At 48.9% G+C, this 13826-nt stretch carries 16 protein-coding genes; 12 read left to right on the top strand and 4 right to left on the bottom strand.

The annotated features are described in order from the left end of the window. Positions 1-66: 66 nt before the first annotated feature. Entirely contained in the window at positions 67-849 is a 783-nt protein-coding gene (locus EHO61_RS09995; protein WP_246032075.1) for an LIC_13076 family protein, read from the top strand. 10 nt (positions 850-859) lie between these two features. Here the strand turns inward: EHO61_RS09995 and EHO61_RS09990 are convergent, their stop codons facing one another. Continuing rightward, positions 860-1345, bottom strand: a complete 486-nt coding sequence (locus EHO61_RS09990; RefSeq protein ID WP_135813491.1) for a flavin reductase family protein — start codon at positions 1343-1345, stop codon at positions 860-862. Positions 1346-1422: 77 nt separating this feature from the next. Next, the gene (locus EHO61_RS09985) at positions 1423-2913 is read right to left on the bottom strand and encodes an amidase (protein ID WP_135813444.1); all 1491 of its coding nucleotides are present in this window, start codon (positions 2911-2913) and stop codon (positions 1423-1425) included. 197 nt (positions 2914-3110) lie between these two features. On the opposite strand from EHO61_RS09985, the gene EHO61_RS09980 reads away from it, so the two are divergent. Both EHO61_RS09980 and EHO61_RS09975 read left to right on the top strand, forming a co-directional pair. Beyond that, entirely contained in the window at positions 3111-4076 is a 966-nt protein-coding gene (locus EHO61_RS09980) for an ankyrin repeat domain-containing protein (protein ID WP_135813443.1), read from the top strand. Positions 4077-4234: 158 nt separating this feature from the next. After that, complete coding sequence (locus tag EHO61_RS09975; protein WP_135813442.1) at positions 4235-5938, top strand: HsdM family class I SAM-dependent methyltransferase; 1704 nt, start codon at positions 4235-4237, stop codon at positions 5936-5938. A gap of 5 nt (positions 5939-5943) precedes the next feature. Here the strand turns inward: EHO61_RS09975 and EHO61_RS09970 are convergent, their stop codons facing one another. Together EHO61_RS09970 and EHO61_RS09965 are read right to left on the bottom strand one after the other, a co-directional pair. After that, entirely contained in the window at positions 5944-6369 is a 426-nt protein-coding gene (locus EHO61_RS09970; protein WP_135769037.1) for a MarR family winged helix-turn-helix transcriptional regulator, read from the bottom strand. Positions 6370-6406: 37 nt separating this feature from the next. Beyond that, entirely contained in the window at positions 6407-6871 is a 465-nt protein-coding gene (locus EHO61_RS09965; protein ID WP_135813441.1) for a MaoC family dehydratase, read from the bottom strand. A 498-nt stretch (positions 6872-7369) separates the two neighbouring features. On the opposite strand from EHO61_RS09965, the gene EHO61_RS09960 reads away from it, so the two are divergent. Genes EHO61_RS09960 through nuoK form a run of 9 tightly spaced genes read left to right on the top strand, consistent with a single transcriptional unit; the run spans position 7370 to position 13823 of the window. After that, positions 7370-7747, top strand: coding sequence for an NADH-quinone oxidoreductase subunit A (locus EHO61_RS09960; RefSeq protein WP_135769035.1), 378 nt, complete (start codon positions 7370-7372; stop codon positions 7745-7747). Beyond that, positions 7738-8298 carry an NADH-quinone oxidoreductase subunit B gene (locus EHO61_RS09955; protein ID WP_135813440.1) on the top strand — a complete coding sequence of 187 codons (561 nt, stop codon included), beginning with the start codon at positions 7738-7740 and terminating at the stop codon, positions 8296-8298. Before EHO61_RS09960 ends, EHO61_RS09955 begins: the two co-directional genes overlap by 10 nt. After that, a complete protein-coding gene (locus EHO61_RS09950) occupies positions 8295-8819 on the top strand; it encodes an NADH-quinone oxidoreductase subunit C (protein WP_135813439.1) in 525 nt (174 codons plus the stop codon). Before EHO61_RS09955 ends, EHO61_RS09950 begins: the two co-directional genes overlap by 4 nt. Before the next feature lie 5 nt (positions 8820-8824). Next, positions 8825-10039, top strand: coding sequence for an NADH-quinone oxidoreductase subunit D (locus tag EHO61_RS09945; protein ID WP_135813490.1), 1215 nt, complete (start codon positions 8825-8827; stop codon positions 10037-10039). Then, positions 10039-10518: an NADH-quinone oxidoreductase subunit NuoE family protein gene (locus EHO61_RS09940; RefSeq protein ID WP_135813438.1), complete on the top strand. Its 480-nt coding sequence runs from the start codon at positions 10039-10041 to the stop codon at positions 10516-10518. The genes EHO61_RS09945 and EHO61_RS09940 overlap by 1 nt, the downstream gene beginning before the upstream one ends. A 10-nt stretch (positions 10519-10528) precedes the next feature. Continuing rightward, positions 10529-11818 (top strand): NADH-quinone oxidoreductase subunit NuoF, encoded by a 1290-nt coding sequence (nuoF, locus tag EHO61_RS09935; RefSeq protein WP_135813437.1) that lies wholly within the window; start codon positions 10529-10531, stop codon positions 11816-11818. Positions 11819-11824: 6 nt separating this feature from the next. Further along, entirely contained in the window at positions 11825-12883 is a 1059-nt protein-coding gene (gene nuoH, locus EHO61_RS09930; RefSeq protein WP_135813436.1) for an NADH-quinone oxidoreductase subunit NuoH, read from the top strand. Continuing rightward, positions 12877-13491: an NADH-quinone oxidoreductase subunit J family protein gene (locus EHO61_RS09925; RefSeq protein WP_135813435.1), complete on the top strand. Its 615-nt coding sequence runs from the start codon at positions 12877-12879 to the stop codon at positions 13489-13491. Before nuoH ends, EHO61_RS09925 begins: the two co-directional genes overlap by 7 nt. Further along, a complete protein-coding gene (gene nuoK / locus EHO61_RS09920) occupies positions 13488-13823 on the top strand; it encodes an NADH-quinone oxidoreductase subunit NuoK (protein ID WP_135813434.1) in 336 nt (111 codons plus the stop codon). The genes EHO61_RS09925 and nuoK overlap by 4 nt, the downstream gene beginning before the upstream one ends. Positions 13824-13826: the final 3 nt, after the last annotated feature.

The raw sequence follows: 13826 nt of genomic DNA, 5'->3' as shown, positions 1-13826 counted from the left end.
CCTTTGCTGCATGAATACTTTCGACAAAAAACGGGTTCCGGGTTGTAAGGAATAGGATCGAGAAAAATGAAGCAAAGCATCGTTAAGCGAAATAAATTCCTTTCATGCGCTTTTCTTGCAATTCCCGTATTGCTGAATTTCTGTACGCTCGAAAAGAGAATCAGCACGAATCCGGAAAATCGAATGATTCTCGCCGCCGAGTCTTCCGCTTCCTGCAAGATAGAATCCGTTCAATCCCGTTGGTCCTTTCTCGGAGGTCTCATTCCGGCATGGAAGTCTTCCGTTTTCTTCGGCTTGATTCCTCCTTTGAATTCTCCCTTACCGGAGCCGCCGCCGGGAAAGACGATCCGTACGACAGAAACGGCAAAATGGCACGACTATACTGTCACGATTCTTTTAGGTTGGCTTTTTACGATCACCAAACGGACCTTTATCGTGGAGTTTTGCGAAGAAGGCCTATATGCGAATCACTGGGATCACCAAAGCGAAACGGTAGAACAGCAATTGTACCGGATGGCCATGTCCGGAAAAGTCACCGTTCATTTGGTTTCAGGAGAAACGTTTTCGAGTAAGATTCTAGGCTTTGACGCTGAAAACATCACTTTGGAAAGGCAGTTCTCCGACCCAGATGGAGGGACTGTGGACAGGCTTCATTTAAAGGACGGTAGTACGGTCGAAGGTAGGATCTTTGCCCAAAACGACCATGAAGTCGAGATAGAAACGAAATCCGATGGGGTCAAATTTATCGCAAAGGATAAACTCCAAAGGACGGAATTTCGAGTTCCTCTTATGATCACGGAACGCAAGTCCGTCCGGAAAGCGGACCTCCAAAAACTTACGTTCGAATAGCGGTATCTATTTAATCGGCGAACTCTCTGTATTTCCTTCGATAATACAAAAGCGGATGTTTGGAGTCGTCCGAGGCGGCGAAAAGTACACGTCCGACCACGATCGTATGATCTCCACCATCGATCTCTTTTTCCAAATCGCACTCGATTCTTGCCAGGGTTCCGGAAAGATACGGAACCCCGTTATGCCCTAGATCGCAGGCTAATTTTTGGATCAATTCGTGCTTATCGATTTTTCCGGACGCAAATTGGTTGGAAAGCTCCGCCTGCTCCGAAGCAAGGATGTTTACAGTGAACTTTCCGGAAGAGAGAAGCGGATCGTGGCTGGAGATATTCTTTTGTAGGTTGAACAGTATCAAAGGAGGATCCAAGGACAGAGAACTAAAACTACTCACAGTCAATCCGCCTGTACGGGTCATATCCGTGAAGGTGACAACCGTCACTCCGGACGCGAAATGAGAAAGTGCGTTTTTGAATTCGTCATGACTTAAGGACATACGGATACCTAATGCGATCACTTGGGATTTGTAAAGTGGGAAGTGAAAGCGACTCCTTTCGACGTCGGACTTTTTAGTTAACTTTTGGCCAAGTCCGCCCAGGGCCTAGCTTTTTCCAGTTGAGAAGCCAGACGGATCAAAATATCCTCCCTCCCTCTCGCCGCAGTGAACATCAATCCGATCGGGAGTCCCAACCGAGTCCGGGAAAGTGGAATGGAAACCGAAGGTTGGCCCGTCAGGTTGGCCAGTTGCGTAAAGGGAGTTCTGGAAAGGTTCTTTTCCACGAGTTGGTCCACGAGTCCGGTCGCCAACAACAGCTTGCCCAATCCCAGTCGACCCACGATCTGCATCGCGATTTCTTCGTAGAACTTCGGAGCCAATTCTCCGATCTTTGCCGGAGGTTCCGCGGTAGTAGGAGTGAGATATAGATCGTAGTCTTTGTGGAATTCTCCCATCCTATAGGAGGCCTGGTCCCAATATTTCATTTGGGAAACGAACTCTCCTGCGGAAACCGAAAAACCTAGGAGTCCCAAGATCCAGGTCGTAGACTCCACGTCTCTCATGGAGGCTTTTCTGCCTAAAAATGATTTCGCGATCTGCAATTCGGAGGCTACTTCACCGAAATACATCATGAGGAAGGAAGCGGCCAATTTTTTCCCGTCGATATCCGGCTTCGCTTCCGTCACTTTATGACCTAAGGATTTCAACAACTTAACCGTATCGAGGACGGCGACGGAATGGTCCTCGTTCACTCCGGTTCCGATCGGAGACTCGATCGAATAAGCGATTCTTAATTTACCGGGATGCTTTTTCGTTTCCGCCAGATACGGAGTTCTCGGTTTTTCCAACTCGAACGCTTCCGGATGAGACAAGCCGGAAACCAAATCGAGCACGGCCGCGCTGTCCCTTACGGACTTAGTGATCACATGGTCCGCGGAAGCTCCCTGCCAGATCCTGCCTAACGGATAAACGGGAACACGGCCCCGAGACGGTTTTAACCCGAATAATCCGCAATACGCGGCCGGAATCCGAATGGAACCGCCTCCATCCGAGCCTGTGGCTAAAGACACCATACCGGAGGCGACTGCCGCTGCGGAACCTCCACTAGAACCTCCCGGAGTTCTTTCCGGATCCCAAGGATTCCTTGTCGGGCCATGCAACTTAGGTTCCGTTATTCCCATCAGAGCAAATTCGGGCACGTTGGTCGTACCTAAAAAAACGAAACCTGCCTTTCTCAGGCGGGATACGAATTCGGAATCATCCGGTGACAGGTACTTATCGTACGCTTTGGAGCCGGACGTCATCCGTTCTCCTCTTACGCTATGGATCATGTCCTTGATCAGAATTGGTACTCCGAAAAAAGGACCCTTCGGAATTTTGCCCGTCGAAAGTCTGTTTTTGGCCTGTTCTACGGTGAGTTGCACCACCGCGTTCAATTTCGGGTTAAGGGATTCGATTTTTTTCGTCGAATATTCTAGTAGTTCTTTCGGATGAACCTTTTTCTTTCGAATCAGTTCCGAGAGTCCTAAGGCGTCATAACGATCGAAATTCAACTTTTCCTTTCCCATAACCAACCTTTCCAACGCTCCGAACCGTTCGCTTCGAAGTAAAAAACGCGAACTAAAAGGGTAAAAGAGCTTTCTAAAGGGGAGAAGCATTCGGTAGAAGGGGAGGAGGTCAAGGCAATTCCCTGGGTGAGAGGAATTTTCATTTTCCGAATCGAGGGTTTTTTCAATATAGGCCGAGGGGCAAAAAAAGGGAATTTATGGTACGACAAGCGCATCAAAAAACACCCTGGAAACGCTGGATTCTTGGGATTCTAGTCTTTTCCCTCCCTATCCTCGCCTCTCCCGAGCTGGACTCGGAATTTCTATTAGCGGTCAAAGAAGGGGCTCTCAAAAAAGTGGAAGGCTTTCTGAGCCAAGGCGCTAAGATCGATGCGAAAGACGGGAACGGTCGCACTGCACTGATGGTAGCGAGCGGAGAAGAAGTGGTCGAATTTCTGATCAAAAACGGCGCAAATCTGAACGCCCAGGACCAGGAAGGAAACTCTGTCCTATTTTATCGACTCCAGCCTCTGCTAAAAGTAAAGGTTCCGGACATGGACGATCTGGCCGAGGCAAAACGACTGATCGAGTCGGGAGCCCAGGTGGAATACGCTGCTCGAAAAGGGGAAGAGCAACATCCGGTTTCCCTCCTGAACATAGCTATCCGAAATAAGAATCTGATTCTTACTAAGTTTTTGGTTGAGAACGGCGCCAACCCCAATCATGATCCCGGCGGCCCCGAGGAATACCCGCTCTTTTTGGCTGTCGGTGGAGCTTCCTCTCCTCCGGACCTTGCGATCACCGAATTTTTACTGAATAATGGAGCAAAGCCCGTCTTTACCAGCAGGCTAAAGGAAATTCAGACGGTCGAAGGGGTCAGACAAATCGGAGCTCGCAACGCATTCCATTATGCCACCGAAACTCTGGGCTCGGATCCGAAAATTTTCGACCTACTGTCGAAGGCGGGAACGAATATCAACCAACGGGACGCCCAAGGCACCACTCCTTTGATGGAGGCAATTTCCAGAAAGAACGTCGGAGCCGCGGAAAAACTCCTAGGTTTAGGAGCGGATGTGGCTCTCACCGACATCCAAGGCAAAACTGCACTCGACTTGGCAAAAGAAGTGCAACTGGAATCCGTTGCGCGATTAATTGGTGAAAAGCTTTCACCTAAGGTTCCTTAGACGTACTTTTTACAAATCTATTTGTATACTAAGCGTATACTAAAGAGTTTTCTTCGGAAATTTTCCCTTTTTTTTGTTTCTCCAATTCGGCTTGTAAGCATCTTCTAATACGTATCCGTCGTATTAACGCTAAATAGGCGGACGGTTTTCTGGGATAAATGTTCATTCAGCCAACGGAAAATATTTCTTTACATACGTTGATCTCATCCTCGAAGGAATTGGGACAATTTTTTACTCCGCCTGCCTTGGCTAGGATCATGGTTGAATGGGTCCGAGATTCGGAGGCCGAGTGGAAAAAGGAGACTCCGTTTCGGATTCTGGATCCCGCGGCGGGGAAGGGAATTTTCTTTTCCGTCTTTAACAGGACAAAGACGGAATTTTGTCGGCCCGTCGAATTTCACGGTTGGGAAATCGATCCGGTCTTATTTCGGGAATGCGAACGGAATCTGGAAGAGGAGGAGATTCCGCCGAATGCAAGATTTTTGAATCTCGGAGATTTTTTGAACGCGGAAGTGGAGACTTCTTTCGACGCAATCCTATGCAATCCTCCGTACAAACGACTGAGCCACTCCAAGCTAGGAAACGATCTTTTAAAATCCTTTAAGGAGAAGACGGGCGTAGCCATTCCGGGAACGGCCAACCTTTACGTGTTCTTTCTGTTGAAGATCCTCTCGCTTCTAAAGGAGAAGGGTCGTGCCGCAGTGCTCCTTCCATACGAATTTCTGAATGCAGGATACGGAATCCCGGTCAAGAAGACGCTTTTGGAATCCGGAACTTTGAGGAGGATCCTTCTCTTGGATTCCCCTTGGCCTTTGTTTTCGGGAGCGGTAACCTCCTCTTGCATCCTATTCCTGGAAAACGCAAAGCCGGAAGTTCCCGGTTTTCTGTGGTCTAGGATTTCTTCTTCCCTGATCTCCGAAGGGATATACGGGAAAAATCTCCAGTGGCGCACCGCCAGTCTAAAGGCGGAGCACAAGTGGACTCACTCTTTTCGAGAAGATAGAGAAATTCTTTTCAGAATAAAAAGTGATGCGAAAATTCCGTATAACAATAATTATGTGAGTATGTCCAAAGGAGGTCGATACGACTGGGTTTCCATCCTAGAATTCGGAAAATTCCGTAGAGGGATCGCCACAGGAGACAACGGATTCTTTCTTTTGTCGGAAAAGGAGGCCTCAAGTCTGAAAATCCCTTCGGAGTTTCTTCGCAGCTCCATTCCTAAGGCGCAGTATGCCCTTTCTCCTTTCTTTACCGGAGACGATTGGGACGTGTTGCGTTCCGGCGGGGCCAAGGTATGGCTTTTGGACGCTAAAGAGATCCTAAATGTGGAGGATCATACGGGAATCCGGAAGTATTTGGAAGAAGGGATCCGCAGGGGAGTGCCGAATCGATTTCTGCCTTCCAAAAGGAGACCTTGGCATTCCCAGGAAAGTAGGGAGCCTTCTCGAATTCTTGCCACCTCCTTTCATCGACAGGATATCCGATTCGTTTTGAACTCCAGCCCCGCCGTCAATCTCACCTGTTTTCACGGATTTACCGCGAAGCCGGAATACGCCGGGATGGAAGAGTTGTTGTTCGCCTATCTGATCACTCCTCACGCTCATAAGGAATTGGAATCCAGGACTAGGGAATACGCCCAAGGGCTCAGAAAAGTGGAACCGGGAGATTTGAATTCCCTGATCGTTCCGGATCTGAGAAAAGTGAAAGAGATGGAGAAGGAAAAGATCAGCTCTCTTCTTGCCAAATACAGAAATTTATTGAATCCGTGGACTCCGGGGCGTCGCAGAAAGCCGGAGCAGATCGTAGGTCGGAATCCCGAGGAAAAGGAGATCCTGGTGTCTATCCAGGAATTCTTTTTATAGAAGCACTATTTCATGTTTTTATAAAGTTTATCGAGGAGCCTGACCAGCTCCTTTTTTTCGGATTCCGAAAACCCTTTGTACAAACCCGAAAGTAAGGACCTGGAAATTCCGAGCATGATCGGTCGTATTGAATACGCCTTACGGGTCAACTGCAGGTTCACCACCCTCTGGTCCTCGTCGTCCCGTACCCGTTCCACGTATCCTAAATCCTCCAATTTATCCACCAAGGCAGTTAGCGTGGATTTATCCCTATCGATCATCTTGGCGATTTCCTGCATAGGAACCTTTTTGGACATGGCGAGGGCGAATAGTATGTCCGCGTGAGTGGTGGAAAGTTGCCCGAGCCCTTTTTCCTTGAGTTCTCGGTTCAAGTGTCTATGGAATTCGTCCCGAATGCGGGAAATCAGATAAATAATCGTACGGGGATTCATGCAAACGCGCTAATCATTCCTGTTGGCGGTTCCGGAATCAACCGAACTGGTAGAGGTAGATCACTTCGCCGACTGCCGCCGGTTTTGGGGCTCCTTCCACCTCGAAGCTAAGCTTGAGGGTCATCCTAGCCGTTCCGCGAAGGTCCTTCAATTCCATCAGTTCCGCGCGCAATTTCAGTTTCGATCCGACTTTGACGGGATCCATAAATCGGAGTTTTTCCATCCCGTAATTGATCCCCATTTTGATGTTTTTCAGTTCCAGGATCTGGGCAAGAAGATAGGGGGCCATGGAAAGAGTCAGATATCCGTGGGCGATCGTAGTGCCAAACGGAGATTCTTTGGCGGCTCGGGCCGGATCCGTATGGATCCACTGGTGGTCCAGAGTTGCCTCCGCGAATTTGTCGATCTGTGCTTGGGTGATTTCGTGGGGTTCGGATGTTCCCAGTTCTTTTCCTACGTATGCTTCGAGTTCCGCAAAACTAGATAAAACCAACTTAGCCATTTTGGCGCTTCCTCTTTTTGGAGAGTTTTCTTAAGAAATTACCGGAAGAGATAGTTTTGTCACCAACTTTTTAAAGTAAAAACAGAACGATCGTTACGCGGATTATTTTCCCGTTTTCGGTTTAGAGCGCTGTCCGGATTGTATTTTATGGATGAGATAAAAACAAACGCAGATCATTCCCTCCGTTATAAGAATGTCCGGCCTAAAAATGTATTCCATAGACTCTCTTCTCCATACCGAATCCTCGGTTTTTTCCGTTTCGATCCGATGAAGAATCGGAAACAAATTGGGAAAAAAATTATCTCCAGACCGACGGCCATTCTCCTCCTTCCTGAGCCGAGCAAAGGAAGCGAGGAGAATTTCGGAGATTAAATCTCAACAAGGGCGGAACGCGCGTTAACGTCCGTTATCTCGAATCCTGGAGGAGGTTTTTCCGGTTTATGTTTCAAAAGGATTGACAGTTGCCCCTGTGCGGGTTCCCATAGAAGAAGGATAGATATGGGAAGCTCGCCCGAACACCTAGGCCCCCTCCTGATACAATTCCTCCTCGGGATAGGATTCTCCTCCCTTATCCTGGCGCTCGCATTCCTCCTGAATCCGAAGAAAAAGTCCAAGCCTCATGACACTTTCGAATGCGGGGTTCCGTATTACGGGGACGCGAAGGGTTTGTTCAATATTAAGTTTTATTTAGTCGCGGTGCTCTTCATTCTATTCGATATAGAAGCGGTGTTTCTCTTTCCGTATGCCGTAAATCTGAAGTCCTTTAAGGAAGCCGGACTCGGAAATTTTCTCTTGGTAGAGATGCTCGTATTTATTCTGGTACTTGTCGTAGGTTTGATTTATATCCGTAAAAAGGGGGCACTCGAATGGGATTGAACGATCAACTCAGCCAGCCCGGCCAGATGTACGGAGATATGGTCCAAGTGGCCAGCGTGGATTCCGTGATCAATTGGGGGAGAAGTTACTCCCTTTGGCCTTATCCGTTCGCGACCGCTTGTTGCGGAATCGAGTACATGAGCGCTTCCTGTTCCGATTACGATATCGCCAGGTTCGGAGCGGAACGTCCTTCTTTTTCTCCCCGGCAAGCGGATATGATTTTGGTCTTGGGCACCATTACTTATAAAATGGCTCCCGTACTCAGGGAAATCTACGACCAACTTTCCGAGCCGAAATTCGTGATCAGTTACGGAGCCTGCGCGTCTTCCGGCGGGATGTTCCACGCTTATTCCGTTCTCCAGGGGATCGATCGAATTCTTCCCGTGGATCTGTACGTTCCCGGATGTCCGCCTCGTCCGGAGGCCCTTCTAGACGCGGTCATAAAACTCCAACAAAAGGTCAAGACCCAGGGCCTGGAAGCGAGGCGGCAGGAAGTGATGAGTAAAATTCGGGAGATCAATGAAAGAAATAAACCTTTGGTCGTCCGATGAAAGAAACCATAGATCGCTTCCTCAAAGACAAATTTCCGCAATACGTCTATAAGGAAGAAGAGGTACTTTCCAACCTACCAGTATTCTTCCTGAAAGCCGAAGGGTTGCTGCAAGTATTCGCTGCCCTGAAAACGTCTCCGGGAATCGAATTGAATTATCTGAACGACCTCACCGCCGTGGATTGGTTGGGAAAAAAGAATCCTAGATTCGAAGTCTGCTATCTATTGCGTTCCGGAAATAAATCCTCCACTCGGGTACAATTCAAGGTTCCGGTGGAAGAAGGGGAAGAGGTCCCCAGTATCGTAAGTCTCTTCAAGGGAGCCAACTGGCCGGAACGGGAAGTGTTCGATCTTTTCGGGATCCCTTTCCGGGACCATCCTCAGATGGAAAGGTTGATCATGCCCGACAATTTTCAGGGGCACCCTCTCCGGAAAGACTTTCCTTTGGAAGGATTCGGACAGGATTACCTGATCGAGGATCTTTTGACGATCCACGTTAGGGAGGACATGGGAGGGGAATGACGATCATGTACGAAAAAACGGCCGAGCATTTCGGTTCGAAGTTCCGGCATTTACCGGAAGGTCATCTTCTCGTGAACTTAGGCCCGTCCCACCCCGCGACCCACGGAATTTTGCAGAACGTCATCCAATTGGACGGCGAAAGAGTGGTCGAAGCGGAATCCGTCATCGGATACGTACACCGCAGTTTCGAAAAGCTGGGGGAGAAATATACTTACAACCAATTCCTGGTCTGTACGGACCGGATGAATTATGTTTCCACTCCTTTAAACAATATAGGCTGGATCCTCACCGTGGAAAAAATGATGGGGATCCAGGTTCCGGACAAGGTCGTTTATGTGAGAATGATCGTGTCGGAATTGTCGCGCATCATGGACCATATCATTTGCAACGGAATTCTGGGCGTGGATCTGGGCGCTTTTTCCGGGATGCTGCACCTGTTTCATCATCGCGAGAATATCTATCAGGTCCTGGAAAAATTGACGGGAGCCCGTTTGACTACCACGTTCTGTAGGATAGGCGGACTGGAAAAGGATATCTATCCCGAATTCGCCGACGAGGTACGTACGATCTGCAAGGGGCTAAAACCCGCGATCGAAGAATTCCAAAGCCTTTTGGTAAATAACAGAATCTTTATGGATCGCACGAAAGGCATAGGCGGAATTTCCGCCGAGGACGCGATCGCGTACGGATATTCCGGACCTAATCTTCGGGCTGCGGGCGTTCCTTGGGACGTTCGTAAGGACGAGCCGTACATGATTTACGATAAAGTGGACTTCGACGTTCCGATCGGCGAGGACGGTTCCGTACTGCACCGAACTCTCGTGCGGATGGAAGAGATGAGACAGTCCATCCGCATTATAGAACAATTGGTGGAAGGAATTCCTTCCGGTCCCCATCACGCGGACCTTCCTCACGCGTATCTGCCCGAAAAAGGCAAAGTTTATAAAAACATGGAAGAATTGATCTACCATTTCAAAATCATCATGCATGGAATCAAGGTCCCTCCGGGAGAATACTACCAAGCCACGGAAGCGGCAAACGGAGAGCTTGGCTTTTACATCGTGTCCGAAGGGGAAAAATCCCCCTGGAGAGTCCATGTCCGGAGGCCCTGTTTTTGGTTTTACCAATCCTTTCCCGATCTGGTCAAAGGCGGATTGCTTGCGGATACGATCGCCACGATGAGTTCTCTGAACGTTATCGCGGGGGAGTTGGATTGCTGATGTCCTATCTATTCAATCCGGATTCCGAAAAGAGATTCTCCAAGTTGATGGAGATATTTCCCGATAAGAGAAGCGTTATTCTTCCCGGTCTGTATCTCCTGCAAAAAGAGAAAGGCTATGTGGATCGAGAGGGAATGGCTTACCTCGCCGAAAAAATCGGCCCTCCGATCTCACTCGCTCAAGTATACGGGGTCGCCACCTTTTATACGTTGTACAACAAAAAAACCGTAGGAAAATACCACATCCAGATCTGCGGAACTTCCAGTTGTTATATGAGAGGCAGTGATAAGATCGAAGAGCATATTTGTTCCGAATTGGGGATCAAGACCGGACAAACTACGAACGACGGAAAGTTTACGGTCGAGGAAGTGGAATGTCTGGGCGCCTGCGGGTACGCTCCGATGGTGCAGATCAACGATGCATATTATGAAAATCTAACGAACGAAAAAGTTGACGAACTTCTTCGGAGTCTGGATTAGGAGGATCGCCATGGCGGAAATGAGAATTCTTACCAAATACATCGACGACCCCAGATCCAACGAACTGGAATTCTACGAATCAGTACACGGATACGACGGGATGAAAAAAGCCCTTCTAATGAAACCGGAAGAGATCGTGGACATAGTCAAAAAATCCGGACTTAGGGGAAGAGGCGGGGCCGGTTTTCCGACGGGAATGAAATGGTCCTTTATCCCAAAAGACATACCGAAACCGAAATACATCATATGCAACGCGGATGAAGGGGAGCCCGGAACTTTTAAGGATCGCAAGTTGATCGAAAAACTTCCCCACCAGATCATCGAGGGTATGGTCATCGGAGCCCGGGCAATCGGGGCCAATAAGGGATTTTTTTATATCCGAGGGGAATTCAATAAAGGAATCGATTCCATGCAAAAGGCCATAGACGAGGCCTATGCGAAAGGATATCTCGGAAAAGACATTCAAGGGAGCGGTTTCGATTTCGATCTGGTTCTTTATGCCGGAGCCGGAGCTTATATCTGCGGAGAAGAGACGGCTCTCATTAATTCCTTGGAAGGACGGAGGGGACATCCTAGACTCAAGCCCCCGTTTCCCGCCGTGTCCGGCCTGTATCGTTGTCCGACGGTGGTGAACAACGTGGAAACCTTTTCTACGGTTCCGCATATTCTGGACAAGGGCGCCGATTGGTATTCCAAGATCGGGACCGAAAAATCACCGGGCACCAGATTGTTTTCCGTTTCAGGACACGTAAAAAGGCCCGGTGTTTACGAAATCGTTTTGGGAACTCCTCTCATGGAACTCATCAACGATCTTTGCGGAGGAATGTTGGACGATGTACCGCTGAAGGCGGTGATCCCCGGCGGATCTTCGGTGCCCATCCTAACTGCGGAAGAGTGTAAGACTGCGAATATGGATTTCGAATCCATGGCCGCTCACAAAACCATGCTAGGCTCGGGCGCGGTGATCGTGATCGGAGAGGGAACGGACCTGGTCGAAACCACCTATAGGTTCGCCCGTTTTTACGCGCACGAATCCTGCGGGCAGTGCACTCCCTGCCGCGAAGGAACACATTGGGTCCGAGACTTACTTCATAAAATCCGGGAAGGGGAAGGTACTTCGGAGGATTTGGAATTGATTCTTTCCCTTTCCAGAAATATGGAAGGCGGAACTACGATTTGCCCGCTTTCCGACGCCTGCGTAGGGGCCGTACGCCCGACCATCCAAAAGTTTCGAAACGAGTTCGAAGCAAGACTGAAGGACCGTACGAAAGCGCCTTCTCCCGTCGCCTCAGGAGTTTAAAACGAAATGGATTGGAACCAGATTCTCTTTTGGTTGCTTAAGAGCGTTCTCTTTTTCCTAGTATTCATCACTGCCTGCGCCTATTACACGTTAGCCGAAAGAAAAGTTGCGGGTTATATCCAGGATCGGAAAGGTCCGAATCGAGCCGGGCCGTTCGGGCTTTTTCAGCCTTTAGCGGACGGAATCAAATTTTTAACCAAAGAAGAGATTTTCCCGAAGAACGTAAACAAGGTCATGTATCTGATCGCTCCCGGAATTTCCATGACCTGCGCCATCATGGCTTGGGCGGTGGTTCCTCTCGGAGGTGTTTTGCCTCTTCCGGAATGGGTTTCCCGAAAGACAGGATTGGCTTCTCTGGATCTACAAATCGCGAATCCGGACACAGGGATTCTTTTTTTGTTCGCGATTTCGAGCCTTGCGGTTTACGGGATCATTTTGGCGGGTTGGTCCAGTAATAATAAATATTCCTTGATCGGCGGGATCCGTTCCACCGCTCAGATGATCAGTTACGAACTTCCTCTAGGAATGTCCGTGGCGGCTATCGTGATTTTAACGGGTTCTTTAAGACTTACCGACATCAACGACGCGCAGGTAGGACTTTGGAACGTTTTTAAACTTCCCGGCTTTATCGCGTTTTCGGTTTTCGTAGTCGCTATGTTCGCCGAGACGAATCGCCTGCCTTTCGACTTGGCCGAAGCGGAATCGGAATTGGTCGTAGGATTTCACACCGAATATGGAGCGTTTAAATTCGCGCTCTTTTTTATAGCGGAATACATGAACATGGTGACCATGAGCTGCGTCGTCTCTCTGCTTTTTTTCGGAGGATATAACGTGCCTTTCGGAATTCTGGAAGGTTCGGAGTTCCGCGCGATTTTCGGGCTGCTCTTCTTTACCGTAAAAGTGCTTTTCTTCGCATTTCTGTTCATGTGGGTTCGTTGGACTCTTCCGCGATTCCGTTACGATCAACTGATGACCATCGGTTGGAAAAAAATGATCCCTTGGGCGGTGGCCAATATCGTTATCGCCAGCGTTTACATCGGTATGGACGGGTTTTGGAAATGGTAGGTATTTTCGATCATCCTCAATTACTGCTCTTCTTCGTTTTTTCCGGAGTGTTAATCGCCGGAGCCTTAGGCGTGGTGTTTCATCCGAATCCGATCAGTTCCGCGGTCCTACTTGTCCTGGCGTTTTTTGCCTTAGCGGGCATTTACGCGGTGTTGGGATCCGTTTTTGTCGCGACCATGCAAGTCCTCGTGTATGCGGGAGCGATCATGGTTTTGGTCGTATTCGTATTGATGCTTTTATCGCTTCATGACGACGGGATTTCGAAGCTGTGGAAACATCCTGCTAAAAAGTTCTTTCTGCTTTTTTTCGTGGCCATATTGGGGGTCGTCCTGACAAATGCGGTTCGGGAAGGGGTTCCGAATTCGCAATCTCCTGCGCATGGATATTCTTCGACTGGAGAATACGAGTATTCCATTGCGGCGGAAAACGGGAACCTCTCCAAGCCGAAAACGGTACACGGAAACACCGCGGTAGTGGGAGCTTCGATGTTTTTGGACTATCTGCTTCCTTTCGAGGTATTGTCCGTGTTATTATTGGCGGCCGTACTCGGGGCGGTGATTTTAGGAAAGAAAAATCTCGGGAAGAAACCCGGGGAGGGCGATTTATGAATCCGTCCGTATTAAACCCTACCGTCTCGGGTATTCCGGTAGAGTATATTTTGATTTTAGCATGTATCGTTTTTACTATCGGAGTCGCCGGCGTACTCTTTCGTCGGAGCGCGGTCGTGATCTTCATGTCCGTGGAACTGATCCTGAATTCGGTGAATTTGGTATTTGTGACCTTTTCCAAGGCGCTGCAGCAGGTCCAAGGAGAGGTCATCGTCTTCTTCGTGATGGCCATCGCGGCTGCGGAAGCCGCGATCGGATTGGCGTTGGTCGTTGCGATCCAGCGCAGGAAGAAGACCAGCTTTGTCGACGAAATGAATCTGATGAAGTGGTGAAAG

The organism is Leptospira fluminis, from assembly GCF_004771275.1.
Taxonomy (GTDB): domain Bacteria; phylum Spirochaetota; class Leptospiria; order Leptospirales; family Leptospiraceae; genus Leptospira_B; species Leptospira_B fluminis.
Note: the sequence above shows the minus strand (reverse complement) of the source record. Positions and strands in the feature narration are given on the sequence as shown.